At 54.0% G+C, this 26,643-nt stretch carries 29 protein-coding genes; 24 read left to right on the top strand and 5 right to left on the bottom strand.

The genetic code is table 11. From position 1 onward, the window contains the following. From JUF11_RS06635 to JUF11_RS06590, 10 genes are all read left to right on the top strand, one after another. Complete coding sequence (locus tag JUF11_RS06635) at window positions 1-1,308, top strand: uracil-xanthine permease family protein (protein WP_204118896.1); 1,308 nt, start codon at window positions 1-3, stop codon at window positions 1,306-1,308. Next, window positions 1,277-2,200, top strand: coding sequence for an aspartate carbamoyltransferase catalytic subunit (locus tag JUF11_RS06630; RefSeq protein WP_204118895.1), 924 nt, complete (start codon window positions 1,277-1,279; stop codon window positions 2,198-2,200). Before JUF11_RS06635 ends, JUF11_RS06630 begins: the two co-directional genes overlap by 32 nt. Before the next feature lie 20 nt (window positions 2,201-2,220). Next, window positions 2,221-3,492, top strand: a complete 1,272-nt coding sequence (gene pyrC, locus JUF11_RS06625) for a dihydroorotase (RefSeq protein ID WP_204118975.1) — start codon at window positions 2,221-2,223, stop codon at window positions 3,490-3,492. Then, window positions 3,489-4,577, top strand: coding sequence for a carbamoyl phosphate synthase small subunit (locus JUF11_RS06620; RefSeq protein WP_125579000.1), 1,089 nt, complete (start codon window positions 3,489-3,491; stop codon window positions 4,575-4,577). Before pyrC ends, JUF11_RS06620 begins: the two co-directional genes overlap by 4 nt. Then, on the top strand, window positions 4,570-7,749 hold the full coding sequence (carB, locus tag JUF11_RS06615) for a carbamoyl-phosphate synthase large subunit (RefSeq protein WP_204118894.1): 3,180 nt from the start codon (window positions 4,570-4,572) through the stop codon (window positions 7,747-7,749). The genes JUF11_RS06620 and carB overlap by 8 nt, the downstream gene beginning before the upstream one ends. A 261-nt stretch (window positions 7,750-8,010) precedes the next feature. Continuing rightward, a complete protein-coding gene (gene pyrF, locus JUF11_RS06610; protein WP_204118893.1) occupies window positions 8,011-8,727 on the top strand; it encodes an orotidine-5'-phosphate decarboxylase in 717 nt (238 codons plus the stop codon). After that, the gene (gene pyrE / locus JUF11_RS06605; RefSeq protein WP_204118892.1) at window positions 8,724-9,356 is read left to right on the top strand and encodes an orotate phosphoribosyltransferase; all 633 of its coding nucleotides are present in this window, start codon (window positions 8,724-8,726) and stop codon (window positions 9,354-9,356) included. Before pyrF ends, pyrE begins: the two co-directional genes overlap by 4 nt. A 144-nt stretch (window positions 9,357-9,500) precedes the next feature. Then, on the top strand, window positions 9,501-9,785 hold the full coding sequence (locus tag JUF11_RS06600) for an autorepressor SdpR family transcription factor (protein WP_204118891.1): 285 nt from the start codon (window positions 9,501-9,503) through the stop codon (window positions 9,783-9,785). Beyond that, window positions 9,772-10,413 carry a DUF1648 domain-containing protein gene (locus JUF11_RS06595; protein WP_204118890.1) on the top strand — a complete coding sequence of 214 codons (642 nt, stop codon included), beginning with the start codon at window positions 9,772-9,774 and terminating at the stop codon, window positions 10,411-10,413. Before JUF11_RS06600 ends, JUF11_RS06595 begins: the two co-directional genes overlap by 14 nt. A 185-nt stretch (window positions 10,414-10,598) precedes the next feature. After that, window positions 10,599-11,606: an aldose epimerase family protein gene (locus tag JUF11_RS06590; RefSeq protein WP_204118889.1), complete on the top strand. Its 1,008-nt coding sequence runs from the start codon at window positions 10,599-10,601 to the stop codon at window positions 11,604-11,606. A gap of 62 nt (window positions 11,607-11,668) precedes the next feature. On the opposite strand, the gene JUF11_RS06585 is transcribed toward JUF11_RS06590, so the two are convergent. Next, window positions 11,669-13,363 carry an Rqc2 family fibronectin-binding protein gene (locus JUF11_RS06585; RefSeq protein ID WP_204118888.1) on the bottom strand — a complete coding sequence of 565 codons (1,695 nt, stop codon included), beginning with the start codon at window positions 13,361-13,363 and terminating at the stop codon, window positions 11,669-11,671. A 266-nt stretch (window positions 13,364-13,629) separates the two neighbouring features. Here JUF11_RS06585 and fakB point away from each other — a divergent pair, with 266 nt between their 5' ends. The 6 genes from fakB (at window position 13,630) to JUF11_RS06555 (ending at window position 18,237) form a co-directional block, all read left to right on the top strand. Further along, window positions 13,630-14,502: a DegV family protein gene (fakB, locus tag JUF11_RS06580; RefSeq protein ID WP_204118887.1), complete on the top strand. Its 873-nt coding sequence runs from the start codon at window positions 13,630-13,632 to the stop codon at window positions 14,500-14,502. 76 nt (window positions 14,503-14,578) lie between these two features. Beyond that, on the top strand, window positions 14,579-15,145 hold the full coding sequence (locus JUF11_RS06575) for an NUDIX hydrolase (protein ID WP_204118886.1): 567 nt from the start codon (window positions 14,579-14,581) through the stop codon (window positions 15,143-15,145). Continuing rightward, window positions 15,145-15,963 (top strand): HAD family hydrolase, encoded by an 819-nt coding sequence (locus JUF11_RS06570; protein ID WP_204118885.1) that lies wholly within the window; start codon window positions 15,145-15,147, stop codon window positions 15,961-15,963. Before JUF11_RS06575 ends, JUF11_RS06570 begins: the two co-directional genes overlap by 1 nt. 7 nt (window positions 15,964-15,970) lie before the next feature. Beyond that, the gene (locus JUF11_RS06565; RefSeq protein WP_204118884.1) at window positions 15,971-16,828 is read left to right on the top strand and encodes a hypothetical protein; all 858 of its coding nucleotides are present in this window, start codon (window positions 15,971-15,973) and stop codon (window positions 16,826-16,828) included. Window positions 16,829-16,844: 16 nt separating this feature from the next. After that, window positions 16,845-17,027 (top strand): hypothetical protein, encoded by a 183-nt coding sequence (locus JUF11_RS06560; RefSeq protein WP_204118883.1) that lies wholly within the window; start codon window positions 16,845-16,847, stop codon window positions 17,025-17,027. Window positions 17,028-17,139: 112 nt separating this feature from the next. After that, window positions 17,140-18,237 carry a S66 family peptidase gene (locus tag JUF11_RS06555; protein WP_236000479.1) on the top strand — a complete coding sequence of 366 codons (1,098 nt, stop codon included), beginning with the start codon at window positions 17,140-17,142 and terminating at the stop codon, window positions 18,235-18,237. 53 nt (window positions 18,238-18,290) lie between these two features. Here the strand turns inward: JUF11_RS06555 and JUF11_RS06550 are convergent, their stop codons facing one another. Together JUF11_RS06550 and JUF11_RS06545 are read right to left on the bottom strand one after the other, a co-directional pair. Then, a complete protein-coding gene (locus JUF11_RS06550; protein WP_204118882.1) occupies window positions 18,291-19,766 on the bottom strand; it encodes a PH domain-containing protein in 1,476 nt (491 codons plus the stop codon). Then, complete coding sequence (locus tag JUF11_RS06545) at window positions 19,756-20,220, bottom strand: PH domain-containing protein (RefSeq protein ID WP_204118881.1); 465 nt, start codon at window positions 20,218-20,220, stop codon at window positions 19,756-19,758. Before JUF11_RS06545 ends, JUF11_RS06550 begins: the two co-directional genes overlap by 11 nt. Before the next feature lie 164 nt (window positions 20,221-20,384). Here JUF11_RS06545 and JUF11_RS06540 point away from each other — a divergent pair, with 164 nt between their 5' ends. From JUF11_RS06540 to JUF11_RS06510, 7 genes are all read left to right on the top strand, one after another. After that, window positions 20,385-20,852: a GNAT family N-acetyltransferase gene (locus JUF11_RS06540; protein WP_204118880.1), complete on the top strand. Its 468-nt coding sequence runs from the start codon at window positions 20,385-20,387 to the stop codon at window positions 20,850-20,852. A 39-nt stretch (window positions 20,853-20,891) separates the two neighbouring features. Next, window positions 20,892-21,371 (top strand): GNAT family N-acetyltransferase, encoded by a 480-nt coding sequence (locus JUF11_RS06535; RefSeq protein WP_204118879.1) that lies wholly within the window; start codon window positions 20,892-20,894, stop codon window positions 21,369-21,371. Then, complete coding sequence (locus JUF11_RS06530) at window positions 21,368-21,808, top strand: NUDIX hydrolase (protein ID WP_204118878.1); 441 nt, start codon at window positions 21,368-21,370, stop codon at window positions 21,806-21,808. Before JUF11_RS06535 ends, JUF11_RS06530 begins: the two co-directional genes overlap by 4 nt. 69 nt (window positions 21,809-21,877) lie before the next feature. Continuing rightward, window positions 21,878-22,363, top strand: a complete 486-nt coding sequence (locus tag JUF11_RS06525; RefSeq protein WP_204118877.1) for a glutathione peroxidase — start codon at window positions 21,878-21,880, stop codon at window positions 22,361-22,363. A gap of 107 nt (window positions 22,364-22,470) precedes the next feature. After that, complete coding sequence (locus JUF11_RS06520) at window positions 22,471-23,007, top strand: histidine phosphatase family protein (RefSeq protein WP_204118876.1); 537 nt, start codon at window positions 22,471-22,473, stop codon at window positions 23,005-23,007. Beyond that, window positions 23,004-23,369 carry a hypothetical protein gene (locus JUF11_RS06515; protein WP_204118875.1) on the top strand — a complete coding sequence of 122 codons (366 nt, stop codon included), beginning with the start codon at window positions 23,004-23,006 and terminating at the stop codon, window positions 23,367-23,369. The genes JUF11_RS06520 and JUF11_RS06515 overlap by 4 nt, the downstream gene beginning before the upstream one ends. A gap of 42 nt (window positions 23,370-23,411) precedes the next feature. Continuing rightward, on the top strand, window positions 23,412-23,927 hold the full coding sequence (locus JUF11_RS06510; RefSeq protein WP_204118874.1) for a YcxB family protein: 516 nt from the start codon (window positions 23,412-23,414) through the stop codon (window positions 23,925-23,927). A gap of 115 nt (window positions 23,928-24,042) precedes the next feature. Here JUF11_RS06510 and JUF11_RS06505 read toward each other — a convergent pair whose 3' ends face one another. Both JUF11_RS06505 and JUF11_RS06500 read right to left on the bottom strand, forming a co-directional pair. Continuing rightward, complete coding sequence (locus JUF11_RS06505; protein ID WP_204118873.1) at window positions 24,043-24,453, bottom strand: type II toxin-antitoxin system HicB family antitoxin; 411 nt, start codon at window positions 24,451-24,453, stop codon at window positions 24,043-24,045. A gap of 54 nt (window positions 24,454-24,507) precedes the next feature. Then, complete coding sequence (locus JUF11_RS06500; protein ID WP_236000477.1) at window positions 24,508-24,690, bottom strand: type II toxin-antitoxin system HicA family toxin; 183 nt, start codon at window positions 24,688-24,690, stop codon at window positions 24,508-24,510. Window positions 24,691-24,984: 294 nt separating this feature from the next. Between JUF11_RS06500 and JUF11_RS06495 the strand changes: the two genes are divergently transcribed. After that, complete coding sequence (locus JUF11_RS06495; RefSeq protein ID WP_204118872.1) at window positions 24,985-25,695, top strand: class I SAM-dependent methyltransferase; 711 nt, start codon at window positions 24,985-24,987, stop codon at window positions 25,693-25,695. The last annotated feature ends 948 nt before the right edge of the window (window positions 25,696-26,643 follow it).

The raw sequence follows: 26,643 nt of genomic DNA, 5'->3' as shown, positions 1-26,643 counted from the left end.
ATGAAAGCATATCATGATGATGACGCGATTTTAGATATCCACGATAAACCCAAGTTCGGCCAATGGCTGGGTTTATCCATTCAGCACTTGTTCGCGATGTTCGGCTCCACCGTCCTAGTCCCCATTCTGGTTGGCCTGGATCCCAGCATTGCCTTGTTCTCCAGCGGGGTCGGGACGCTTTTATACATCCTCATCACCCGCGGTAAAATTCCCGCTTACATGGGTTCAAGTTTCTCCTTCATCGTGGTGATGCAGGCTTTGATGAAAGGCGCCGGTTACCCGGCCATTGCCCAAGGCACCATCGCGGTGGGCTGCGTTTACCTGGTGGTGGCTTTGATTGTAAACTTTGCCGGGTCGGCTTGGATCGACAAAGCCTTGCCGCCCATTGTGGTGGGGCCGATTGTCATGGTCATTGGGCTGAGCTTAGCCGGCACCGCGGCGACTGACGCCACGATGCGCTCCATTTCTGCCACCAAGAGTGTGTATGATATCCGCTACTTTATCGTTGCGATTGCCACGTTGGCGGCAACCATCATTTACAACATGTACTTAAAGAAATTCATCAGCTTGTTGCCCATTTTGCTGGGCCTGATTACTGGCTACATCTTGGCGCTGTTGATGGGGATTGTCGACTTTACGCCGGTGATGCAGGCCAAATGGTTCTCACTGCCAGCCTTCCAAATCCCATTTTTGACCTACCAGCCGCACTTATACTTAGACGCCATTTTAAGCATGGCACCAATTGCCTTCGTCACCATGACTGAGCACATGGGCCACATTATGGTGCTCGATGAAATGACGCACCGCAACTTCTTCAAAGATCCTGGGCTGAATCACACCTTGGCTGGGGACGGGACGGCTTCCATTATTGCCGGCTTCGTCGGCGGCCCGCCGGTGACTTCCTACGGGGAAAACATCGGCGTCATGGCGATGACCAAGGTCCACAGCGTATGGGTGATCGGCGGGGCTGCCGGGTTCGCGGTGCTCTTCGCCTTTATCGGTAAGCTGTCCGCGCTCATTCGCACCATTCCCAGTCCGGTCATCGGCGGGATTTCCTTCCTGTTATTCGGGGTCATTGCTTCTAACGGGCTCAAGGTGCTGATTGATAACAAAATTGATTTCGGCCTGAAGCGTAACTTGATGATTGGTTCGACCATTTTGGTCATTGGGATTGGCGGCACCACCTTGCAACTGGGCAGCTTCATGTTCAGCGGCATCGCCTTAGCCACCGTGATTGGCATTTTCCTGAACTTTGTGCTGCCACAACGTGCAGCAAATGAGGAGGAACCGGCAATTGAAAAGCATTGAGCATTTTGTCTCAGAAACGCAAGTCGATCCAGACTTTGCTGAAAGTTTAATTGCCCGCGCCGAAGCCTTTAAGGCTGGCGCCAAGCCGCAACTTGACTTGCCATACTACGCGGCCAACTTATTCTTTGAAAATAGCACCCGCACGCACACCAGCTTTGAAATGGCCGAACGTAAACTAGGCATGACGGTGCTACCGTTCAACCCCAGTCAAAGCTCCACCACCAAAGGCGAAACCTTAGGCGACACATTGCGCACGCTGGCCGCTATCGGAGTGCAAGTGGCTGTGATTCGGCATCCGGAGGACAACTACTACGAACCACTCATCGCAGACCACATCCCGCTGCACATCGTGAATGCCGGCGACGGGGCCGGTCAGCATCCTTCCCAAATGATGCTGGATCTAATGACGATTAAAGAAGAATTCGGTCATTTCAAAGGCCTGAAAGTCGGCATTGTTGGTGATTTAGCGCACTCGCGCGTCGCCCGCAGCGATATGGCCATGCTGACACAGCTGGGGGCGCAGGTGAGCTTCTCTGGGCCGCGGGCTTGGTACAACGCTGATTTTTCCGAATACGGGCCATATGTCCCGCTGGCGGAACTGGCTAAGGAAGTCGATGTGCTGATGCTCCTGCGGGTGCAACTCGAACGCCTCAGCGCCAACGAGCGCAGCGAATTCTCCGCTGAAACTTACCATGAACGCTTTGGGGTTACCCAAGCCATTTACGATAGCATGAAACCCACTGCCATCATCATGCATCCCGCCCCGGTCAACCGCGGGGTGGAAATCCAAAGTGATTTGGTCGAAGCCAGTCGCTCGCGGATCTTCAAACAGATGCACAACGGCGTGTTTATGCGCATGGCCATGCTTGAGGCCGTGTGCCAACCCCATTAGCTGAGGAGGCAACCATGAATATTCTGATTAAAAACGCCGCGGTCAAAGGACCGCAAGCCTTCACCGGCGACATCCTGATTGAAGAGGGCAAGGTCACGGCGCTCGGCCGCCATCTATTCGCCCCTGCTGAGGCCACCATTATTGATGCGGCAGGCAAGGCAGTCATCCCCGGCTTAGTCGATGTGCACGTCCACTTTCGCGAACCTGGCTTTGAGCAAAAAGAAACCATTAAAACCGGCGCTGCCGCCGCAGCGCATGGCGGCTTTACCACGGTGGTGGCAATGCCAAATCTCAACCCCGTGCCAGATAACGTGGCGGATTTAAAGCGCTTGGTCGCTAAAAATCACAGCGATGCCAAGATCCATGTTGAGCAGTTTGCCGCGATTACTAGCGGGCTGCATTCCAATGAGCTGACCGATTATGCCGCCATGAAGGCCGCCGGGGCGCTGGGTTTCTCCAATGATGGGGTGGGCATTCAAGATGCCGCCACCATGTATCACGCCATGCAAGGCGCCGCCGCGGTCAACGCCCCGATTGTGGCCCACATTGAAGACAACGGCTTGATGGCCGGTGGGGTGATTAGCACCGGCTCCAAGGCCCAGGCCTTTAACCTGCCTGGCATTAATCACGTCAGCGAATCTGCCCAGTTGGCCCGCGACTTGACTTTGGCGGAGGCCACCGGCGTGCATTATCACGCCTGCCATGTCTCCACCAAGCAAAGCGTTGAGTTGATCCGCGATGCCAAAGCGCGCGGGGTGCATGTGACGGCCGAGGTCACGCCACATCATTTGTTGCTGGATTACGAACACATTCCGGCCAACGATCCGAATTACAAAATGAACCCGCCGCTGCGGGCCGAAATGGATCGGCTGGCGTTGATCGAAGGCCTGGCGGATGGCACGTTGGATATGATTGCCACCGACCACGCGCCGCACACGGCGGAGGACAAGGCTGGCGATTTCAAGTCCGCCGCCTTTGGGATTGTGGGCAGCGAAACAGCCTTCAGCCTGCTCTACACCAGCTTCGTGCGCAGCGGCAAGTTCACGCTGAATCAGCTGCTGAACTGGATGAGCACCAACCCTGCCAACGCGTTTGGGCTTGATGCCGGCACCATTGGCATCGGTCAGCCAGCGGATCTGACGTTGGTGGATCTGGACACGCCGTTCACCATTGACGCCAACACTTGGTACTCCAAAGGCAAGAACAGTCCGTTCATCGGGCGCCAGGTATTTGGCAAGGTGATGACGACGATTGCTGGCGGCGAGATTGCCTATGAGGAGGAGAAGCTTTGAAACGCTATCTGATTTTGGAAGACGGCAGTGTGTTTGAAGGGGAAGGCTTTGGCGCCGAAACCGTCACCACTGGCGAAATCGTCTTTAACACCGGCATGAGCGGCTATCAGGAAACCATCACCGACCAAAGTTACAACGGCCAAATCATTGCCTTTACGTATCCGTTGATTGGTAACGCCGGCATCAACCGGGATGATTACGAAAGCATCAACCCCACAACCAAAGGCGTGGTGGTACGCGAAACCGCCCGCGTGGTCGGCAACTGGCGCGCCCAAATGACGTTGGATGAATTCCTGAAGCGCAAGCACATCCCCGGCATCTCTGGCATTGACACTCGGGCCTTAACCAAGCGGCTGCGGGAAGCCGGGACGATGAAAGCCAGCATCGTCGACGCGGCCGATGATCACGCCTTCGACCAATTGCGCGCCTTGGTGCTGCCGAAAAACCAGGTGCAGCAGGTGGCGACCACCCAGGCTTATCCAGCCCCAGGCACCGGCAAGAACATTGTGGTGGTGGACTTTGGCCTCAAGCATAGCATTCTGCGCGAGCTCGCCAAGCGCCAGTGCAACATCACCATTATGCCGCCAACCACTACGGCGGCCGAGATCTTAACCCTGAATCCTGATGGGGTCATGCTGACGAACGGCCCTGGCGATCCGAAAGACGTGCCTTTCGCCCTTGACATGATCAGAGGGGTGGAAGGGCACATCCCAATGTTTGGCATTTGCCTCGGCCATCAGCTGTTCGCTTTAGCCAATGGCGCCGACACCTTCAAAATGAAGTACGGCCACCGCGGCTTCAACCATCCGGTGCGGGAAATTGCTACCGGCCGCATCGACTTCACCAGCCAGAACCATGGCTATGCCGTCGATCCTGCCAGCATCGACCCGGATCAACTGCTTGTGACCCATGAAGAAATCAACGATCACACGGTCGAAGGCCTGCGCCACCGGCTGTATCCAGCCTTTTCGGTGCAGTTCCATCCAGATGCGGCGCCTGGGCCTCATGACGCCGACCATTTGTTTGATGAGTTTATGGAAATGATGGATGCCTTTTCGGCCAGTAAAGGAGTAGCTCATGCCTAAACGCGACGATATTCACAAAATCCTAGTCATCGGTAGCGGCCCAATCATCATCGGTCAAGCCGCCGAATTCGACTATTCCGGTACCCAGGCCTGCCTGGCACTGCGGGAAGAAGGCTATGAAGTGGTGCTGGTGAACTCCAATCCAGCCACCATCATGACTGACAAAGAAATCGCCGATAAAGTCTACATCGAACCGCTGACGTCAGAATTTGTCAGCCAAATCCTGCGCAAGGAACTGCCTGATGCGATTTTGCCAACGATTGGCGGTCAAATCGGCTTGAACCTGGCCATGGAGCTGGCCAATTCAGGCATCTTAGATGAACTCAACATCGAGCTGCTTGGCACCAAGCTGTCGGCGATCGACCAGGCGGAAGACCGCGAGTTATTCAAAAATCTGATGCAAAAACTGGACCAGCCAATTCCTGAATCCGCGATTGCCCATACCTTTGAAGAAGCTAAAGCTTTCACTGAAACTATCGGCTATCCGGTCATCATTAGGCCCGCCTTCACCATGGGCGGCACCGGTGGCGGCATTGCCAAAAATGAAACCGAATTGCGCGACATCACCGAAAACGGTCTGGCGCTCAGCCCGGTCACCCAAGTCTTGGTGGAACGCTCGATTGCCGGCTACAAGGAAATCGAGTTTGAAGTGATGCGCGACGCCGCCGATAATGCCATCGTCGTCTGCAACATGGAAAACTTCGACCCGGTTGGCGTGCACACCGGTGACTCAGTGGTGTTTGCCCCAGTGCAAACCTTAACCGACAAGGAAGTACAGATGCTGCGGGATGCCTCGCTGAAAATCATTCGCGCCTTGAAAATCGAAGGCGGCTGCAACGTGCAGCTGGCCTTGGACCCTAATTCATTTAACTACTACGTGATTGAAGTGAACCCGCGGGTGTCGCGCTCTTCAGCCTTGGCTTCCAAAGCCACCGGTTACCCAATTGCCAAAATGGCAGCGAAAATCGCGGTAGGGTTGACCTTGGATGAAATCAAAAACCCAATCACCGACGCGACCTTTGCTGAATTCGAACCGATGCTGGATTACGTCGTCGCCAAAATTCCCCGGTTCCCGTTTGATAAATTCGAAAACGGCGACCGCACGCTGGGCACGCAGATGAAAGCCACCGGTGAAGTGATGGCCATTGGGCGCACGATTGAAGAATCCTTGCTCAAAGCCGTGCGCGGCCTTGAAGTAGGGGCGGTGCACCTGTGCCTGCCGGAAGCGGCGAAGATGAGCGACGAAGCCTTAACCGCCAAAATTGTCACCCCAAATGATATGCGCCTGTTCTACCTCGCCGAAGCCATTCGCCGGCATTTCACCATTCAAGAACTGCATGAACTCTCCAGCATCAACTTGTTCTTCCTGGATAAGCTCAAGCACATTGTTGAACTAGAAGATCAGCTTAAAGCACAACCCAATGACGATGACCTGCTCGCCGTCGCCAAGCGCAACGGGTTTGCCGACGAAGAAATCGCCAGCCTCTGGCACACCACGATGGACACCATTCGCGACCACCGCCGCGCCCTGGGGCTGATCCCTGTCTACAAAATGGTCGATACCTGCGCCGGTGAATTTGCCTCCAGCACGCCGTATTTCTACAGTACCTACGAGCAGGAGAATGAAAGCCACCGCGATGAGCGCGAAAGCGTGCTGGTCTTAGGCTCCGGCCCCATTCGCATTGGGCAAGGGGTGGAATTCGACTACGCCACCGTGCACAGCGTGAAAGCCATTCAAAAAGCGGGTTACGAAGCCATTATCATGAACTCCAACCCGGAAACGGTCTCCACGGACTTTTCGATTTCCGACAAGCTGTACTTTGAACCGCTCACGATTGAGGACGTCCTGAATGTCATCGACCTGGAGCAACCCAAAGGCGTTATCGTGCAGTTCGGCGGCCAAACCGCCATTAACTTGGCGGCCCCGCTAGCGGCGCACGGGGTCAAAATCCTCGGCACCAGCCTGGAAGATCTTGATGCCGCCGAAGACCGGGACCGTTTTGATGAAATCATCACCAAGCTCGGCATCCCGCAACCCGTCGGTGACACCGCCACCGCTAAGGACGAAGCCATTGCCATTGGCGAGAAAATCGGGTATCCCGTGCTCGTTCGGCCCAGCTACGTGCTAGGCGGCCGGGCCATGGAAATCGTGCACTCTTCCGCAGAATTGGCCGATTACATCGACCGCGCGGTGTCGGTTTCTAACGACCATCCGGTGCTGATTGACCAATACCTGGTGGGGACCGAATGTGAAGTCGATGCCATCACCGATGGCGAAACCGTGGTCATCCCCGGCATCATGGAACATATTGAGCGTGCGGGTGTGCATAGCGGCGACTCGATGGCCGTTTATCCGCCGCAAGACTTCAGCGAAGACATTTGCCGTCAAATCGAAGAAGCGACGATCAAACTCGCCCATGCCTTGCACTGCATTGGCATCATGAATATCCAGTTCATCGTGCATGAAGGCACGGTTTATGTCATCGAAGTCAACCCACGGGCCAGCCGCACTGTTCCATTTTTGAGTAAGGTCACCGGCGTGGCGATGGCGCAAGTCGCCACTCAAGCCATTTTGGGCCTACGCCTCAAGGACCTCGGCTTCACCACCGGCGTCTTGCCGAATCGACCAGGCGTGCATGTCAAAGCGCCAGTGTTCAGCTTCAGCAAACTCAATGATGTCGATAGCATGCTGGGACCGGAAATGAAATCCACCGGCGAAGTCATGGGTTCTGACACCACCGTCGAAAAGGCCTTGTACAAAGCCTTTGAGGCCAGCCACACCCATCTGCCAGCCTTTGGCACGGCGCTCTTCACTGTTGCCGACGCCGACAAGCCGGAAGCCGTCGCCTTGGCCAAACGCTTCCGCGAAGTCGGTTACCAAATCGTCGCCACCGCCGGCACGGCGCAAGCGCTGAAGGAGGCTGGCGTCCGCGCCTCGGTCATTACCAAACTGGGCGAAAGCGGGGAAGACGCCATCCTAGACGCCATCGCCGATCATAAGCTGCAAGTGGTCATCAATACCACCAGCCAAGACAAAGCCACCACCAGCGACGGCTACCGCATCCGCCAAGCCGCCATCATGCACGGCGTCCCACTCATGACCAGCCTCGACACCGCCAGCGCGATTGTCAGAGTGCTCGAATCCAGAGCCTTCACCACGCAAGCATTATAGGCTGCGAAGGTTGGCGGGCTTAGGCCGACGAGTAGCCTAGCCTGGCGCATTGCCAGCGTCTTTTGCTGGCGAGGCACCAGGCGTAGCTGCTGCCGCATGTCAGCCTGTACGCGCTTTGTGCTACAGGCTGATCAGGACACTCAGCCGTTGTCCCACGTAGCGCAACTGTAGGCTGCGAAGCGAGGCCGCTTTTAGCCGGAGGGGTAGACGTATTGCCAGCGCAACCATTCATTTTCAACACGTTGCTTTCAAGGAGGAACCATGGATCCCATCATTGCTTTAGATTTCGAAGATCTTGAGACCACTCAAGCTTTCCTAGCCCAGTTTGACCCGACCACGCCGTTGTTTGTGAAGGTGGGGATGGAGCTGTTCTACCGTGAAGGGCCGGCAGTCATCAAAAAGCTGCGAATGCAGCGGCCAGTGAACATCTTTTTGGACCTGAAATTACACGACATTCCGCACACGGTCGAGAAAGCGGCTTACCAGCTCGGGCGGTTAGGTATTCAGCTGACGACGGTGCACGCGGTCGGCGGCAGTGCGATGCTCGAAGCTGCCAAAGCCGGGTTGCTAGCCGGCGCGGCTGACGCCAACGTTCAGGCCCCTAAGCTACTTGCTATCACCCATTTAACGTCGAGTACGCCCGCCATGCTGCGCACGGAACTATCAATCACCACGCCGCTACCGCAAGCTGTGCAGCACTTGGCAGCGGTGGCGCAGGCAGCCGGGGTTGATGGGGTGGTCGCCAGCGCTCAGGAGGTCCCGTTAATCAGAGCGGTGACGGCCTCTGATTTTCTCATCATCACCCCTGGCATTCGCCCAGCGCACACTGCGCTTGGCGACCAGAAGCGGGTGGTGACGCCAAAGCAGGCCCATGAATTGGGTAGCTCTGGGATTGTCGTGGGCCGACCGATTACCCAGGCAAGTGATCCAATCGCGGCGTACCAGCAAATCAAAGCAGAATGGAGCGATCATCAATGACTGAAATCGAAACCATCATTGCCCAAGACCTGTTAACCATCGGAGCGGTGACCTTGCGCCCGAATGAGCCTTTTACTTGGGCGAGCGGCATCCACAGTCCGATTTACACGGACAACCGCCTGACCATCAGTTACCCAGCAGTCCGCACGCGCATTGCTGATGGCCTCGCTGCCTTGATCAAGACCCAATTTCCTGAAGTGGCAGTGATTGGTGGGGTGGCCACCGCTGGCATTCCGCATGCGGCGCTGGTGGCTGACCGTCTGAATCTGCCAATGGTCTATGTTCGGAGCAAACCCAAGGATCACGGGCAGGGGCGGCAAATCGAAGGTCGGCTGCCAGCTGGGGCCAAAATGGTTCTGATTGATGACTTGCTGAGTACTGGCGGCTCGGTTTTGAAAGCCGCTGCAGCTGCCAAGCGCGAAGGCGCCGATGTTATTGGGGTAGCGGCGATTTTCAGCTATCAACTCGAAGCCAGCACCACCAACTTCGCCGCCGCGAAAATTCCGTTTGCGCCGTTGACCAACTACTCGGCGTTGATTGAGACCGCCAAACACTTAGACCAGATCAACGACCAGGAATTGGCCCTTCTGCAAGCCTTTCGGGCCGATCCGACCCACTGGCAGGCTTAAAACACATTAACCCGCTAGGCCGAGGCCTGGCGGGTTGTTTTTTTTGCTCTATTTTGATTATTTTCTAAATAGAATTGTTTTCACGCCGCGAAGCGCGTACCATCTAATTAGAGAGATCTCGAAATAGAAAAGGAGGCGCAGGGCATGGCAATTAGTGACACGCTCAAGGCGATTTCTGATCCGGTGCGCCGGCAGATTTTGGAGTTGCTCCGCAAGCAGTCTTATGCGGCGGGAGAAATTGCCAGCCAGTTTGAGCTCAAACCCGCGACCGTTTCGTACCATCTGAAACTGCTAAAGGAAGCCGGCTTGATTACTGAACGCAAGGACAAGAATTTTATCTACTATGACTTAAACGCCAGTGTCTTTGAAGAAGTGCTGAGCTGGATTTACAGCTTGAAGATGGGAGGGGAACATGATGAGCAAAAATAGAACGTGGTTGCTGGTGCTGACCAGCTTGGTGATTGTGGCCCCAATCGGCTACGGCCTGGCCCAATATGACGCACTGCCCGCCACGATGGCAACGCACTGGGGGCTGAACAATCAGGTGAACGGCTGGATGCCCAAACCCATGATGGTGTTTGGCTTGCCACTGCTGATGCTGGTCATGCAGTGGGTGGTGCTAGGCGCAACTTGGTACAGTGCTCGACATGGTCAAGCGGCGCCAAAACTCGAACGGCTGACCGCTTGGCTGCTGCCGCTGGTGACCGTGGTTGCGTATGTGATGACGGTGCGTAGCAATCTGGGCCAGCAGGTAGATGCCCGCTTCTGGGCGCTGCTACTGGTGGCAGCGATTTTCATCGGGATGGGTAATTACCTGCCCACCGCGCCGGTAGAAAGTGGTCGCTGGTTTGGTTATGGCTATCATGCGCCATGGCAAATCAATAACTATGCCGGGGCGAAACGCGCTTTGCGGGTCCTCGGTTACACCATGGTGATTGGCGGCATTGCGGTGCTACTCAGTTTGTTCTTTGCGCCAGTGGTCTCGATGGTGATCGTCATGATCATTGTTGTCGCCATGCTGGTGCTGAGTCTGGTGTCGATTAAATGGACGCGCTAACGCCAAAGCGAAGCCATAAGCGCTGGTTTGCAGCTTCTGCAGCCGGCGTTTTTTGCGTGGAACGACTGGCGCAATCTGTGGCGGATTGCCCACGGTTACGCTATGTAATCGGTTACTTTCTTGTTGTATCAAACCCTTGAATGCGCTAAGCTAACGAGGAATAGACCACACAAGGAGGCCATGATATGTCTGTCACTTTGGAAAAATATGGCGACTTCAAAGGGGAGCCACTGTATGAACTGACCTTAACCAACCACAATGGCATGGTGGTGAAGCTGCTGAATTACGGCGCCACGTTGGAGCAAGTGCTGCTGCCAGAAGGTGAGCACCACACGAATGTGATTTTGAGTCTCGATTCGCCAGCCGCTTATCACCAGGAGCGCAACTTCCTCGGCGGCACCGTTGGTCGGGTCATCGGCCGAGTACCAGGCCATTTGTGGCATCGCGGCAGCGAGTTGGTGTCGCTGCCAGCCAACGAAGGTGACAATGCGATTCACGGCGGGGATGACGGGCTCGATCAACAGGTGTGGAATCTCAGTTATCGCCAGGAGGCCAGCCAAGATCAAGTGACTTTCACCGAGGTGGACTTTGCCGGGCACAACTTGTATCCGGGCAACGTCAAAGTGACCGTGGTGTACACACTCGACGACGACAACCAGTTGCATTATGACCTCACGGCGACCACCGATGCAATGACGCTGTTCAATGCCACCAACCATGTCTATTTTGCCTTGGATGGGGCGGACTCAACGGTGGATGAGACGACCTTGGAGCTGGCCAGTGATTACTACGGGCCACTGGCGGCCAATCACTTGCCGATGAGCGGCTGGCAGCCAGTGGCCGGCACAGTGTTTGATTTCCGGGAGCCGCAGAAACTGGGCGCCGTGATGCCGCAAGTGCAAAATGGCGCGGGCTTGGATCATCCGTTCTTGCTCAACAATGACGTCGCTGCGACTTTGACCGGAGCGAGCGGACGGCAAGTGACCATGACCACCACGGCCCCAGCCGTCGCTGTCTATACCGCCAATCACTTTGACGGTACGGGCGTTGCCCACAATCTGCACCAGCATAACGGCGTGACCCTCGAGGCCCAGGTCGCACCGCCTTCCGGTCAGGACTGGTCGGCACTGACCTTGATGCCTGGGGAACCTTATCATCTGACCACCACCTGGGCGTTCAGTACGCCGTTGTAACGCAAAAATGACTCACCGCTGTGAATTTTCAGGCGGTGAGTCATTTTTGGTTAGTTTACAAGTTAAAGGGTGGGCGCTTGGCGCAGCTTAGCGACCACGGCTTCATCTGGCGTCACGGCCACTGTACGCTGTCCTTCATACACCACAAAACCGGGCTTAGCGCCATTAGGTTTGCGGATTTTTTTCACTTCGATCCAGTCCACTTGCACATTCGCGCTGGCGCGGCTCTTAGAGAAGTACGCCGCCAGCATTGCCGCTTCCATCAGTGTTTTATCGCTCGGTTTGGCGGCGTCGATAATGACATGCGAGCCGGGCACGTCTTTGGCATGGAGCCAGATGTCAGTTTTCGCGGCTTTGTGCAAGGTCAGCTGATCGTTTTGCAGGTTATTCTTGCCGACCCAGATGCGGGTACCGTCAGAGGCCCAGAACTGTTCCGGCTGGGCCAGCTTGTGCTTCTGCGCCTTTTTGCCGCGCTTTTGCACCTTGAGGTAGCCGCCTTCCTGCAGCTCCTCGCGAATATCAGCCAAATCTTTAGGGCTGGCGATTTCGATTTGGGCCATCACGCCGTTGAGGTAGTCGAGTTCCGCCTGATTTTGGGCCATTTGCTCGTTTACATACGCGACCGCATTGCGTAGTTTTTGGTAGCGCGAGAAATACTTCTGGGCGTTTTTAGAAGGGGAAAGCTGATTGGATAAACTGATCTTCAGGGGCTTCATGTCGTCATAGAAGTTCGGCAAGGTGACGCTGCCTTGACCGCGCTCCACTTGCGCCAGGTACGTGGTCAAGATTTCGCCCCGAATACGATAATCATCGGCCTTCTCGGTATCTTGCAAGGTTTGGGCGAGTTTGCGCTGCTTCTTGGCATCGCGTTCGATGAGCGTGCGCAGCGGGCGAATCAGATTTTCGCCTTGGGACTTGACCCGGTCGTGCTCGGCTTTTTGGGCATAGAACGCGTCGAGCATCTCACTGAGCGTGGCAAACTGCTGAGTGTCGCCAGGATTGGTTTGGTAAGGCACCGGTGAAAAGGCGACCTTGGCATTGGTGGTGATGGTCGGCGTCGGCGTCTTCAGGGCAGTGAAGAAGGCGTCCCAGGCTGCATCAGCATCCTCTTGGCTCAGGCGCGCCGCCAATTCCTTGGCGGTGTCTTGCGCCAAGCCTTGGTAGTGGCGCTGCAGCAGCTGTGGCAGCGGCACGTCACTGGTTTTCATCAGTTCACGATAGCCGCGGCTGGTGTCCGTGAAGGGATCGACTTTATCCTGCTGCGGTGGGGCGAGATAGGTGGCGCCAGGCATCAGCAAGCGGAAGCGGTCCTGATCAGGGCCGACATGGCGAATCAGGTCAATGATTTTGTTGGTGCGCAGGTTGACCAGGGTGATGTTGGAATGCCGGGCCATGATTTCCACCACCAGCCGCAAGCTCAAATCATCCCCAAGTTCATCGCGGGTGGAAAAATCCAGGTGCAGCACCCGGTCATTGGCCACCTGGGTGAACGACTGCAAGGTCGCGCTGGCCAGATACTTGCGCAGGGTCATCGTGAAATTGGTCGGCACCTTCGGATTTTCAAACGGGATACGAGTGATTTGCACCCGCGCGTACTGCGGATTGGCCGACAGCAAAAGAGGCCAATTCTTGCGGTTAGCACGAATGCCCAAAATCACCTCATTGGCATAAGGTTGCGTAATTTTATTCACCCGGCCGCCGACCAGAAACTGCAACTCAGCCGTCATGGTATGGGTAAAAATTCCATCAAAAGACATAATGACCTCTTTCTGCTCTATTGAGCCAAAACACTGCTTATTATTGTAGCTGTTTTACGCCAACCGTGCAAAACCAGCAGCCGGTTGGCGCCGGGTTAACGGCACGTTTGCCACAACTTGGCTCAGGGGTAGCAGACCAGTTTGAAAGCGCTGCGGCGCGGTTCATTTTCGTAACCCCCTTAAGCATATTTCAAGCCGGCGGGTTCAAAAAGCGGGGTTTTCATGGTATGCTAATGAGAGCTAATTTTAACAAAGCAGGTGAAGTAATGAAGATCGCCATCGTGACCGATAGCACCGCCTATCTATCTGCTGACCAAATCGCAGATAACCACATCAAAATCATTCCGATTCCTGTCATCCTCGATGGCAATGTTTACGACGAAGGCAAAGACATCACTTCGGCTGAATACTATGCCAAACTCCGCACCGCCAAGACTTTCCCCAGCACCTCGCAGCCGCCGCTGGGCGAAGTCCTCAAACTGTACGAAAATCTGGCTAATGAAGGTTACGATACCATCATTAGTATCCACTTGGCGGCCACTATTTCTGGCTTCGTGGAAACGCTGCGCGGCGCCGTGGCGGACTTCAAGCCGGCCCATGTCATTGTCTATGACTCTCAAATCACCGTTATTTTGATGGGCGAGTTGGTGTTAACTGCCGCGAAAATGGCGGCGGCTGGCGCCGATGCTGACAGCATTATCAAGACGCTCGATCAGCTGCGCGCCACGCTCGGCGAGTACTTCATCGTCAACGACCTGCAAAACCTGGTGCGCGGCGGCCGGTTAAGCAATGCCGCTGGCTTCATTGGTGGCATGCTGAAAATCAAGCCGTTGTTGACCTTCGATGAAGAAAGCGACAAGATTGTTGCCTTTGAAAAAATTCGCTCCCTGAAGAAAGCCTATAGCCGGGTGGAAACCTTGTTCGGCGAAGCGCTGGCCCAGGTCGATTATCCGGTGAAGGCGTGGGTCATTCACGCTAACGACCCGGAAGCCGCTGCCGCTTGGCGCGCTGACCTTGAGGCTAAATTCCCTAATGTCCCATTTGAGACCTCATATTTTGGCCCCGTCATCGGCACCCATTTAGGCGAGAAAGCCATCGCCATTGCCTGGATGCAAGATTACGCCAAAACCGAGAAGTAACCATAAACCAGCCGCATGCGGCTGGTTTTTTGGTATGATTGAACCAGACCATCACGTTCAGAATCGAGGCAATGACATGTTCATCAAAGCATCCACCAAGCCCGGCCGCATTTTAGCCGCCCACACCGCTTATAGCGGTCATATTTTTGAAGTGATTCAGCAAACCATCGACACTCCAGACGGCCTGCGCGTCGAGCGCGACTTGATCAAGCATGCGCCTGCCGTGGCGATGCTGGCGCTGACGCCGGATCAAAAGGTGTTGATCAACCGCGAATATCGCGTTGGGATTAATGCCGAGGCGTTTGCGCTGCCAGCAGGGTTGATGGACCCAGGGGAGAACCCCGTCGTCGCTGCTCGCCGCGAATTAGCCGAGGAAACTGGCTATGAAGCTGGCCAAATCAGCGAGATGTGTGCCATTCGCTCGAGCGAAGGCATGACCGATGAAACCGTGCACCTGATGCTGGCGCAGATTGACGAAAGCAAGCGCACGGCCCAGCATTTTGACCAGGATGAATTCGTCACCAGCCAGCTCGTGCCACTGGCCGACGTGATTAAAGCGGTACAGTCAGGGGCCATTGGCTCGGCGCAAAGTGTCGCGGCAGTTAGTTATTATTTGGCTTTTATTGAAGGGAAAACGAATTAATGAGTTTAAAAGACGTTAAGTTTATTGCCACCGATATGGATCACACGCTGCTAACGGAAGCTGGCACGCTGCCACCGCACCTCGACGAGCGGCTCGATCAGCTCGAAGCGCTGGGGATTCAGTTCGGCATTGCCAGCGGTAGGCCGCTGTACACCTTGCGCGACCTGTTTCCGCGCCACGAACGGTTGACCTTGATCGCCGATAACGGCGCTGCCATTTCGCATCACGGCCAAATCATCAGCAAAACGCTGTTGCCACAAGCCGCTTACCAAGCCATGGTGAAAACCATTAGCGAAGAAACGGACGGCTCACCGCTGATTTGCGGGTTGGACGGCGCCATTGCGGCCACCGCCGACCAACAATACGATAGCGTCTTTCGCGAGTTCTACCACCAGCTGAGCTTCCGCGATGATTTGGCCAGCTGGGCAGGCGAGGCCAACAAGGTGACGATTTACCTGCCCAATGGCGATAGCCAAAAGGTGTACGATGCGGTGATTGCGCCGCGGTTCGGGGCCGATTTTTCCGCCGCCGTCTCCGGCCCGGTGTGGATTGACATCATGCCCAAAGGCGTCGATAAAGGGACCGGCATGCGCGCCGTGAGCCAGCATCTTCACATTGCCACTGATGACATGATGGCATTCGGCGACACCTTCAATGATGCGGAAATGCTGGCAACGGTTAAATACGGCTACTTGGTGGCCAATCACGCTGAAGGGATGGCGCAATACGCCCGCTACCGCACTGCCAGCAATGATGACTATGGCGTGGTGCAAGTGCTTGACCAAGTGATTGCGGCGCATCAGGACGCCAGAAAGTAGGCCCAGTATGACCTTTGAAGTCAAACCTTTTGTCAATGCCAGTGGCCCGTGGTTGAGCCCGCAGGACGACATTGCGTCGTTCAAAGCGCACCTGGCTGGTGCAGAGCAGGTTGAATGCGGCGGGCAGGTGGTGGCTGCGCTGACCACCTGGCGCAATCCGATGCATCCGTTTTTGTTGCGGTTTGCCACTTTAACCACCCCAGCCGCTGACAGGGTGAGTCAAAGTGAACTCGCCGATGTGCTGATTACGAACGTGGTGGCCAGGGCCAAGCAAAACGGCCAGCGAGGGCTGATGGCGGTGACGCCGGATACCATGTCGCCGCTGCGCTCGGCGATGGTGTCGCGCGGATTGCGGCGCATTCGCACGACCTTTCAGCCGCAGCTGCGGCTCCAAGACGCCCAAACCGCGCCAGTGACGCTGGCACCAGGCACCAAGTTGCTCACCCAAAGTGATATTCTCAACTCTGAGGTGCTAACTGAGGCACTCATTCAAACCACTTATCTTGCTTATCAAGGCCGCCACGCGGTGGATCAGGTCAAGCCATTCGCGGAAAAAGACTGGGCCCCGCGGATTTTGACGAATCTTGAGCCGACCGCACCGCTGGCCTTAGCGCAAGGGGAGACGATTGGCGCCTACTGCCTGACTTACTTGCGGCATGGTCACCTCGAATTTGGCGGCGCTTGGGGGGCTGATCACGGCTTGCTTGATGGGCTGCTGGCTTACACCTTACCAGCTCTTGCCAGCCGGTACGACACGCTGGCCGGCGCCTTTTCCGATACGGATGAGGGCGGGCTGCAAGTGTACATGACCTTCCCGGATCAACCTGATGCCAAAGAATTAGGCGCGTTTGCACTGTTGTTTTAACCTGTAGGCGGCGACGATGAACAAAGGTATGGGCATTGTCAGTGGAATTCTAGAAAGCCTCAGTTGGACTGCGGTCATCTTAATTTTGATGATCACCACCAAACTGTTCATCGGCTGGTCACTAGTTGCGATTGCGGCGGTGTGGCTGGTACCAATCATTGCCGGCTGGATTCTGAAATTCAAACGTCCGGCCGCCTAAACTTAGGCCGGTTGTCCCGTCAGCCACTTTTGGCGGCTGGCGGTTTTTGCTTGGGTTTGAGCCGGTTAGGGGAAACGGGTATACTTAACCCCATTCAAAAGGAGTGACTGCCATGTCTGTTCAATTCAATGCCGCCGGTAAAATGAAGCCTGCTGCGCTCGGCCGGGGCGATCAGGTCGCCATTGTCAGTTTGTCGGCTGGAACGCTCGGAGAGGCTTTTGCTTCGCATCAACGCACCCGCGGCGTTCAGCGCCTGCGCGATTTTGGGCTCGTGCCGCGCTTTATGCCCAACAGTCTGCTGGGCATTGAAAAGTTAGCAGCGCACCCCGAACTGCGCGCCGCTGATCTCAAGGCCGCGTTCATGGATCCGACCATCAAAGGCATTATTTGTGCAATCGGCGGGGAGGATACGTTCCGGTTGGCGCCGTACTTATTTGAGGACCCAGAGTTTGTGGCGGCCGTGGCCGCTCAGCCGAAATTATTCACCGGCTTTTCAGACACCTCCATCAATCATCTAATGCTGTATCAGCTTGGCCTGCAGAGCTTCTACGGGCCCAACTTCCTTAATGACCTGGCGGAGCTCGATTACAGCATGCTGCCATACACGAAGGCGACCTTTGCGCACTATTTTGAACCCACGCCCACGACAGTTATCGCTAGCAGCCCGGTGTGGTATGAGGAACGCACCGACTTCTCCCTGGCCGCGCTCGATACGCCGCGAGTCACTCACCAGGAAACGCACGGCTATGAGGTCCTGCGCGGCAGTGGCAAGGTCACTGGCAGTTTGCTGGGCGGGTGTTTAGAAAGCCTGGACGACTTGCTGACGGATCATTTGCCCGGCGAAAAAGCCACCGCTGAGCAGTATCAACTACTGCTGCCAGCCGAGCAGTGGCGGGGTAAGATTTTGTTTATCGAAACCAGTGAGGAGCGACCTGATCCAGCTAGCTACCAGGCCATGCTCGATCACCTCAAGCAGCATGGTTTGCTGAATGAAGTAGCCGCCATTATTGCTGGTAAGCCGCAAAACGAGCGTTACTACCAGGAATACAAAGCCTCGCTGCTGGCGGCGACCGTAGACACGCAAACGCCAATTTTATTTAACCTCAATTTTGGTCATGCCTATCCGCGCACCAGCTTGCCATACGGGGCGCAGGCCACGGTGGACTTTGACGCCAAAACGCTGACGATTGATGAACCATATTTCGCCTAAATCGAATCAAAAACCGCGGTGGCTCAACTGAGTCATCGCGGTTTGCCTTTCGGTTAGGCTTCGTGCAGATACCACTTACGCAGGGCCAGGGCGGTGGCTTCCTGCAGATAACGGACTTCGATTTCCTCGTTGCCATCCCCTTGGCGGACATTGACGGCGAGATGCATGCGGTGCTGTGGCCGCATCCAGATGCTTTGACTTAAGGTCACAGATTGAATCGCCGGGCGGGGAACAAAGAAAAGCTGGCGGGCAAACAGCCGGCCGGTTTGCAACACCACCAGCTGCGGCGACAGAATCAGCAGCCCCGCAGCGCGACTAGCATAGCGACCTTGGAAAAAGCCGACCACCGGCAGGATGGCGGCGACCAGACTAACTGCCTTTAAGTACTGCGGCGCAAACTGCCAGGCTGCCACCAGCAAAACGGCGTCCACCAAGAGATACAGCAAGATACCATTGCGGATATATAGCCAACGGTTGGCGGCCGGCACGGGGTCAAGCGCTGGCACTGAATTCGGCAACCAGGCGACGAACGGCTTCATGACCTTCAAGGCGTCCGCCTCAGGCAATACCGGCAGCAGGACCAGATCAGCATCATCTTCCTGCTCGGCTGCGTTGCTGGCGACCAGCGCCTGCACCGTGGCGAGATGGAGCCATTGCCGTAAGACGGTTTGCTTGATGCGAATGGCTTGCACATGCGCACTTTTGACACTGGTGGTGATGCGCTTGAAATACCCGCGTTTGGTGGTCAAGGTCTGACCATGACGGGTCAATTCAAATTGATAATACCGCGATATAATACCGAGATAACTGAGCAATAGACTGATTCCGATGCCAAAGGCCACCAATGAAAGGACGACCAGCACCGCCAAATGCGCCAGGTAAGACATGGCTTCATGTTGCACGTTATCCGGGATTTTTTCTGTCAAATACAGCAGGCCCAGGATGATGGGCATCACCCCGAAAGAACTCAGCGCGTAAAGGTTGAGGTCATGCGAATCAATTTGATAATCCGTATCGGCCTGATTGTTGGCGCCGCCGTTAGCAGGTGCGCTAGACACATCGGTTGGTGAAGCGGCAGGCAACGTGGCTGGGTCAGGCTGCCGCAACTGCTCGATTTGATCACCCACACTTAGCGGGACGGCAAGCAAACTGGCCTCGCCTTTATCGGTTTCCTGGCCAGCGGTTTCGATGGTCAGACTTTCCAATTGGAAGGGCCGCAGGAAAAACCACTGCTGGCGCTGGAGGGTTTGCACCCGAGAATAGGGGATGTGCCGCACTTTGCGTTGAAAAATCCCGCTCGTGACGGTGATGCCGGTGGCGGCTAGCAGGTAAGTGAACCGCCAGTAACGCAAGCCCGCGCGAATCAGCTCGTAGCCCAGCAAACCAAGGATGGTCAAAACTACCCAGCGGTTCCACCAGTTGCGGGTTGTGGCCACAATCAGGACTAACACCAGCCAGCGGAACCAATTGCGTAACGCATGCCCCGTCATCATTAGGAGCGCCATGGGGGCCAAATGCTTAGGCTTCATCGCGGGCCTCCATCGCCAGTTGCATAATCTGATCGCGCAACTGAGCCGCAACCGCTGGCGTCACACCATCGATTTCGTGTTTGGTCGAAGCCGTTTCGATGCTGACAGCTTGCAAATGGTAATGTGCCAGCACCGGACCGGCTTCCAGCGTAACATTTTGGATGCGCGTAATCGGCAACGCCTCTTCTTTGCGGAAAATGGCGCCTTTTTTCAGATAAACGGCATCAGGTGTAATCTGATAGCGCCAAAAGGCATAGCGATAGGGAATCAGCACCAGGTGAACGAGGGGATGCAGCACCGCCAGCGCTAGGGCAATCACCACCAGCCACAACGGCCAAGCCCACCAACTATTCGCCACCCATAGCGCCGCAGCCAGCGCGAGCCAGCCCAGCGCATTCAACAGTGCCCCAATCACCCAAACCCGCTTGATTGTCGCCGGTAATTGTTCCGCCAAGAAAACCCCTCCATTGAACCCATATTTGAGCTTATTGTAGCATGAGAATTGCTGTCGCGGGCGAGCGGAACCGTCTCAATTTTTGTCCAAGTTGAAACGGCTTGTTTAATCCCTCTCGCTAGTTGATAATTAATGCTGCACAAGCAGAAAAGGATGGTGTGCTCATGGCTAAACTCGAAATCAGGGAAGAAACAGAGGCCCACCAGAAACAATTGATCGTCGCCACTATTTTGGCGGGCTTGCCAGAATGGTTCGGCCTACCAGATTCAACTGCCGACTATGTCGCTGAAGCCGCGAAAATGCAGTTATGGGCCGCCTATATTGACGGCGCCTTGGCTGGTTTTATCGACTTAAATGCTACAAGTGAACAGACGGCAGAGATCAGTTGTATGGGTGTACTCAAGTCGTTCCATCGACAGGGCATTGGGACGGCCTTGCTTGAACAGTTAGAGTCAAAGGCACGGCAGAAATACCGATTTTTGCAGGTCAAGACCGTCGCCCGTGGCCATTATCCACAGTATGATGCTACAGGAGCTTTTTACCTCAGCAAGGGTTTTAGCGAATTAGAAATCTTTCCAACGCTATGGGATAGCTGGAATCCCTGCCAGATTTTGATTAAAGCGCTACGTTGAAAACAAGCTTTATAACTCGATTTGGCGAAAGGACGACGCATGACAATTAACCATTTAACCCAAGCCCATGCCCAGGAAATTGCTGACCACTGGCATTATCCTGGCGAATACGCGTTCTATGACATGACAGCTGATCCGGAAGACTACGCTGAAATCATCGATGAAAAGGCCCGCGGAGACCGATACTTTGAAGTCATCGCCCGAGGACAATTAATTGGCTTTTTTGTGGTTGAACCTTCAGATGAACCGGACACTTTGGAACTTGGTTTGGGCATGGCTCCGGTGTTAACAGGCCGGGGAGACGGGGCCGCTTTTCTGCGCACCATTTTAACCTATCTGCAGTCGCATTATGCCAAACGCTGGTTAATCCTAGACGTTGCGGCCTTTAACGTTCGCGCCCAAAAGGTCTACGCGAAGGCCGGCTTTCAACCAATTTCAACGCATCAGCAAATCACTAACGGCAGCACTTATCCATTTATCACGATGCGTGGCCCTTGGCCCGAGGAGGAAAAGGCATGACCGACCGTTTTTATCCAACAGAATTAACGTGTTTTTGCCTGGTTGAGAGTCAAGGCCAACTGCTCATAATGCAGAAAAACGACTCCGAGTTCGCACCGTCAATGACTTTTCCAGGCGGCCATGTCGAACCCGATGAGGCGTTGACTGCAGCGGCCACGCGCGAACTGGCAGAAGAGTGCGGGCTGACCGTCACGACCTGGCGCTTGGCCAGTGTGGTCAACTTTAAACGAGGTGACGGGCGCAAAGAGTTGATTTTCGTCTTTGCTGGCACCTTACCGGCACCAAAAAACACGCAGCATCGCGCTGGCACGAAGGACGAGGGACAAACGCGCTGGGTCCCAATCGCTGATTTTGCCTCACTAGCGCTCAATGGGGTGGTGCGAGCAGTCTATGACGCTTACCGCAGTGGTCAGGTGAAAGAGCTCTTTTTCAATTAAGTTGCTTACAACTTATTGCTAAATGTGCCATACTGGAGATGGAGGAGCACGCAGGAAAGGATGGTCAACATGTCAGTTTATGATTACACCGTCACGCGTGAAGATGGCACCAGCTATTCCTTGAGCCAATACCAAGGCCAGCCGCTGATCATCGTCAATACCGCGACCAAATGTGGCTTTGCGCCGCAATTTGAACAGCTTGAAGCCTTGTATAAGAAATATCAGGGCCAGGGCTTAATGGTTCTGGGTTTTCCGTCCGACCAATTTCACCAAGAACTCGAAGATGGCGCCGCTGCGGCGCAGGCTTGTCGCACGACTTGGGGCGTCACATTCCCGATGCACCAAATGATCAAGGTCAATGGCGAAGACGCCGATCCTTTATTCGAGTACCTGAAAGCTGAGGCGCCAGGGGCGTTAGGTAATGCCATCAAATGGAACTTCACCAAGTTTCTCGTTAATGGCGATGGCAAGGTGGTGGCGCGTTATGCACCGAAGACGACACCAGAGAAGATGGTGCCTGACATCGAGAAATTGCTCGCCCAAGCTGAATATTAAACGGAGAAGAGGCTGATCGGCCTCTTTTTTGGGGGTTGAGTTTGAATTGTGCAAATTGTTGCCTTAGTCTAAACTACAGGTTAATCTAAACCTAGAGGAGACCCGCCATGGAAGTCGATTTCATACGTCACGCAGAATCGGACATCACCGTTCACGATGATCAAACGCGCCCGCTGACACCAAAGGGCCGGGCGCAAGCGAGACAATTGGTTAAGCAGCTTAAGCAGTACCAGTATCAAGCCATTTATTCGAGTCCTCTGAAGCGGGCCGTGGCAACAATCCAGCCGCTGGCAAGCCAGCTGAACTTACCAGTTGTCGAAGATGCCAGACTAATAGAGCGCAAGATGCCTGGATGGTGTGCTGATTTCAACCTTTATCTGCGCCAACAATGGACTGACCTAGACTTCGCGGCCACCGGTGGTGAGTCCATTCACGAGGTCCAGCAACGGTATTTGGCGTTTCTAGCCTCATTACCAGATTCAGGGCTGATTGCGATTGCCAGTCATGGGACGGCGATGAGCGGTCTGGTAGAATTGACGATGCCGGGCCAAGGTTATGCTTATTTCAACGACCTGCCTTTCGCCGCTGTCACGCGGTTTAACTATACGAATGGTAGCTTAGTTTTGCTGGGGGTAAAACAATGAAACGATGGCAAATACAACTGATTGTGGGAACAATCGCGTTAGCGCTAGCGGCTGGTGCTTTGGCGTTGTTCGGTCAGCGCCGGGGATTAATTCTCTTGTTTTGGGCCATCGAGATTTTGGCGTTGGACGCTCTTAACCGACGTGATCGCGCTGCGCGCAACCGAGATTTGGATGAGCTATGGCGACTGGCTGCGAAACAACACCTTGATGTGGCAGCAGTGGCAGCCATGTTTCCTCATTACGGTCGCCTGGATTTAGAGGCCAGCCGCGGCCCACACCGTCAATTTTACCCACCGGCCAAGCAAGTCAAGTTGGCCGTAGCCAAGCTGGCGGCATTGCAGATTCCGGGGCAATCCGTCTAGATCGGCTCATCACCGAAACTACCGAAACTAAGGAGATCAGACATGACGCTTTCTAATATCACCATCACCCAAGCAGATTTCCGCGCTTATCAGCGTTGGTTTCAACAATACGACCGCTTCAGCCGCTGGTCGCTGCGGGTACTGAAAATACTCTTGGTCGTCCTGTTCGGCTTGGGGCTGCTCATTGGTCTGCTGGGGGATTGGCCGCAAGGCGGCGCATTTATGGCCCTGAGCATCTTTTTCGCGGCATTTTTCTTCGGCCTAGTCCGTTTTCGCACGGCGCAGGCTTTCAAAGCCAAGAAAAACGCGCCGCTTTACGCGCCCCGCACCATGGTCATCGACGATACCGGCATCACCACAACTATGGCCACCAATACTGGTCACGCTGACTGGAACGCTTACCAGTACGTTGCTGAAACGCCTGAGGTTTTCATTCTGATGGTGGCCAAAAAGATGGGACAGTTGATTCCTAAAAGCAGTCTGACCGAAGCCCAGGTAACAGAATTACGGCAAATCATTCAGGCGAATGCGCCGGTGGCAGTTCTGATGCGGAACTAAAAAGATCACCTAGACATAGCCGTGAGGGCCAGCATCTAAATGATTTTTTTAGTGATGTAGAGCTATTTTTTTAAACATGCGAAAACGTGCTTGACCAGGGGGCAGAAGGTCGCGATTATGCTTGCTGTAATTCGTGTTCGAGTGCCTCAGTAGCGATGCGAGAGACATTTAAATGTCTTTGCTTGGCTAGATCGTTGAGATATTCGGGAACAGTAATCGTACGCCGAACGGTTTTTGAGTGTTGCCACTTTGCTTTTTCTCGATACCATTGGGCCATATCAACGGTAACGTAAACGATGCTTTCATTGTCTTTAAGTGGCCATTTAGAAGGGTCCTGAGGCTTGGGATAACTTGGGGCGCCATCAAGCATAGTTGCAATCGCATCAACCGCCTCTAATGCGGCTTCTGCCCGGGTATCACCTTGAGTGACCATGCCTTTGATGTTAGGGCTGGTGACGGTAAAATAATGTCCATCATCGTTATATTCAGTGAAAATCACTGGGTAGATTAAATTAGAGTACCTCATCGTAAACCTCCTTACTGGACCTCTTATTAAAGGATATAGCCATGAACAATAAGACTATTTCAAACCAATCTGTTTCATAATCGCCTCTTGGGTACCTTTGCGCACCTCCTTGGCGTGAAAGTTGATTTCAGTCATACGACCGTCTGGGTGTTGATAACGGCGGTGACTACCTTTACCACCTTTTACGAGGACAAAACCTTGTTGCAATACAAGCCTTTCAAGCTTTGCGGGCTTCATTGGGATTGTTCATCATCCTCCGGTAATACATATATTATACGTACAAAGATGCCTTTGTAAAGCTTTTTAGCAAGTTACTGCTATTGGCTAAGAACAAGAGCGTTAATTGACAATAGTAGTATCACGACGAGAAAAAAGAGTCAAATTAACCGTTTGGATAATTGAAAAGGGGACAACCACCAGTATTAGCCTCTGTTTACTTACCGTATAATGATTGTGATAATTGTGATAGGAGAGCTGTACAATCAAGCTCAGTATCTAATCGATAAAAAAAACAACGAAGGAAGTGGCATTATGAGCGCCATCTCTCAGTATCACGATTATGTTTACACCACACCTTGGGGTGAACTATTTTATGAGCTGCTCTGGGACCAGCTAGAACCAGCGTTACCCAAGAATGTCCGAATTCTCGATTATGGCAGTGGCTTCGGCAAAACGGCGCATCACTTATCCAAAAACAACGAGGTGGTTGCTTACGAACCGGATCAAGAGATGCTGCAGCATGCTGAGAGGGGGTTCACTCAGCTAGGGCGCAATGAGCGTTCGCAGCTGGCAACTCAGCGGTTCGATGTGATCTTGGTGCACAATGTTTTGGAATACGTGCCAAACCCAGCGGCGTTAATTGCCGACCTACAACAGCATCTGACGGCCGGCGGCTGCTTCTCAATCGTGAAGCACAATGCACTGGGCCACGTTTTTGCCTCGGCGGTACTCAATGATGATCCAGTCAAAGCCTTAGCCGAATACGAAGGCGCAACAATGCGGTCACAATCGTTTGGAGCAATGAGTCTTTACAGTTTGAACAAGCTGACAAGCTGGTTAGCGCCGCAGCAACACATCAGCCAGACTTATGGCTTACGCACGGTGTTTGGGTTATCTGCCAATAATGACATTAAGGGCACCGCAGCCTGGCATGATGCGATGTTCGCACTGGAGCAAAAGCTGGCCTCAGATCCGCAAGCGCAAGCTGTCGCATTTTTCCAACATGTCATCACAGCTGACTGAACCAAATGAACTTGCGGAAATTCTTGCTCGCTAAAATTGAAATCCAACAGCGAAATTAATCGACACAGCTGACCATGCAGCACATGATGCCGGATGGTCATTTTTACTGGGGGAGAACCGCCGAAAATCCGTCAGACTTTGGTATCTATTCTAGTTTACATAATATATATTATGCGAAGTAGAGCTAAGAGCTTAATCCAGCGGCTACGTTAATTACCAGTTCCTACGACTGATCAGATACTCGCTTTCCAAAGTCTGCTACTGCTCAGAAGTTTTCAACACGACAAACGATTCGACTTTACGAATCTTGTGTAGTCTTAACGCAGATTTAGATCAACGAGACCTCGTGGATCACTGACGGCATTGATCCTTTGACCGCTGGTGCGACCAGCAAATTGTTCAATCTGGATGCTTGAAGTCATGTCAGCGCCGCCAGACGTCACGCCGAATATATTGCACGGTCGATCAACTATCTAGCCAACTTCAGCCAAAACGACTCAGAATCGCTTCTCAGCGCACGTGATAAGATGCTAAGCATGGCTGGCTCACGATAAAAACCTCATCATGACGATTTTGGCAACTGTTGGCAGCCGACCGACCAAATTAGTCAAATTGACTGCTGACGCAACCAAAACCACGTGATCCGGCTCGAACTTTGATGAGTCCTAAAAGCAAGCAAAGCCGCGTCTAACTGCATGCTGTGCTGCGGATGTCAGGCTTTTGATTCAGATCAGTAAGTACCGTTGCCAATCATCGATAGCAAATTCTATTTAGATAAAAGAGCTAGCATACATAGTTTTCATTGCTAGCATAAAATTACAATATAAAAATTTAGGCATGGCGAACTTTTATTTCATCTCCTTTTTTTATACTTGAATTTACAATTGAAGTGGAACATCAAATAAAAAGACTGGCCCACTAGGAGACAGCGTAGAATGTTGTTTGTCG

It is taken from the genome of Lacticaseibacillus suilingensis (assembly GCF_016861845.1).
GTDB classification, from domain to species: Bacteria; Bacillota; Bacilli; order Lactobacillales; family Lactobacillaceae; genus Lacticaseibacillus; species Lacticaseibacillus suilingensis.
The sequence above is the reverse complement of the archived record's forward strand: the minus strand, read 5'-3'. Positions and strand labels throughout refer to the sequence as shown.

Coding starts and splice junctions, on each gene's coding strand:
- pyrE (WP_204118892.1), top strand. CDS start 8,724: ATGACTGAAATCGAAACCATCATTGCCCAAGACCTGTTAACCATCGGA.
- JUF11_RS06525 (WP_204118877.1), top strand. CDS start 21,878: ATGTCAGTTTATGATTACACCGTCACGCGTGAAGATGGCACCAGCTAT.
- JUF11_RS06555 (WP_236000479.1), top strand. CDS start 17,140: ATGTCTGTTCAATTCAATGCCGCCGGTAAAATGAAGCCTGCTGCGCTC.
- JUF11_RS06560 (WP_204118883.1), top strand. CDS start 16,845: ATGAACAAAGGTATGGGCATTGTCAGTGGAATTCTAGAAAGCCTCAGT.
- fakB (WP_204118887.1), top strand. CDS start 13,630: ATGAAGATCGCCATCGTGACCGATAGCACCGCCTATCTATCTGCTGAC.
- JUF11_RS06565 (WP_204118884.1), top strand. CDS start 15,971: ATGACCTTTGAAGTCAAACCTTTTGTCAATGCCAGTGGCCCGTGGTTG.
- carB (WP_204118894.1), top strand. CDS start 4,570: ATGCCTAAACGCGACGATATTCACAAAATCCTAGTCATCGGTAGCGGC.
- JUF11_RS06515 (WP_204118875.1), top strand. CDS start 23,004: ATGAAACGATGGCAAATACAACTGATTGTGGGAACAATCGCGTTAGCG.
- JUF11_RS06550 (WP_204118882.1), bottom strand. CDS start 19,766: ATGAAGCCTAAGCATTTGGCCCCCATGGCGCTCCTAATGATGACGGGG.
- JUF11_RS06530 (WP_204118878.1), top strand. CDS start 21,368: ATGACCGACCGTTTTTATCCAACAGAATTAACGTGTTTTTGCCTGGTT.
- JUF11_RS06535 (WP_204118879.1), top strand. CDS start 20,892: ATGACAATTAACCATTTAACCCAAGCCCATGCCCAGGAAATTGCTGAC.
- pyrF (WP_204118893.1), top strand. CDS start 8,011: ATGGATCCCATCATTGCTTTAGATTTCGAAGATCTTGAGACCACTCAA.
- JUF11_RS06570 (WP_204118885.1), top strand. CDS start 15,145: ATGAGTTTAAAAGACGTTAAGTTTATTGCCACCGATATGGATCACACG.
- JUF11_RS06540 (WP_204118880.1), top strand. CDS start 20,385: ATGGCTAAACTCGAAATCAGGGAAGAAACAGAGGCCCACCAGAAACAA.
- JUF11_RS06595 (WP_204118890.1), top strand. CDS start 9,772: ATGAGCAAAAATAGAACGTGGTTGCTGGTGCTGACCAGCTTGGTGATT.
- JUF11_RS06585 (WP_204118888.1), bottom strand. CDS start 13,363: ATGTCTTTTGATGGAATTTTTACCCATACCATGACGGCTGAGTTGCAG.
- JUF11_RS06505 (WP_204118873.1), bottom strand. CDS start 24,453: ATGAGGTACTCTAATTTAATCTACCCAGTGATTTTCACTGAATATAAC.
- JUF11_RS06495 (WP_204118872.1), top strand. CDS start 24,985: ATGAGCGCCATCTCTCAGTATCACGATTATGTTTACACCACACCTTGG.
- JUF11_RS06600 (WP_204118891.1), top strand. CDS start 9,501: ATGGCAATTAGTGACACGCTCAAGGCGATTTCTGATCCGGTGCGCCGG.
- JUF11_RS06575 (WP_204118886.1), top strand. CDS start 14,579: ATGTTCATCAAAGCATCCACCAAGCCCGGCCGCATTTTAGCCGCCCAC.
- JUF11_RS06510 (WP_204118874.1), top strand. CDS start 23,412: ATGACGCTTTCTAATATCACCATCACCCAAGCAGATTTCCGCGCTTAT.
- JUF11_RS06520 (WP_204118876.1), top strand. CDS start 22,471: ATGGAAGTCGATTTCATACGTCACGCAGAATCGGACATCACCGTTCAC.
- JUF11_RS06630 (WP_204118895.1), top strand. CDS start 1,277: ATGAGGAGGAACCGGCAATTGAAAAGCATTGAGCATTTTGTCTCAGAA.
- JUF11_RS06590 (WP_204118889.1), top strand. CDS start 10,599: ATGTCTGTCACTTTGGAAAAATATGGCGACTTCAAAGGGGAGCCACTG.
- JUF11_RS06500 (WP_236000477.1), bottom strand. CDS start 24,690: ATGAAGCCCGCAAAGCTTGAAAGGCTTGTATTGCAACAAGGTTTTGTC.
- JUF11_RS06635 (WP_204118896.1), top strand. CDS start 1: ATGAAAGCATATCATGATGATGACGCGATTTTAGATATCCACGATAAA.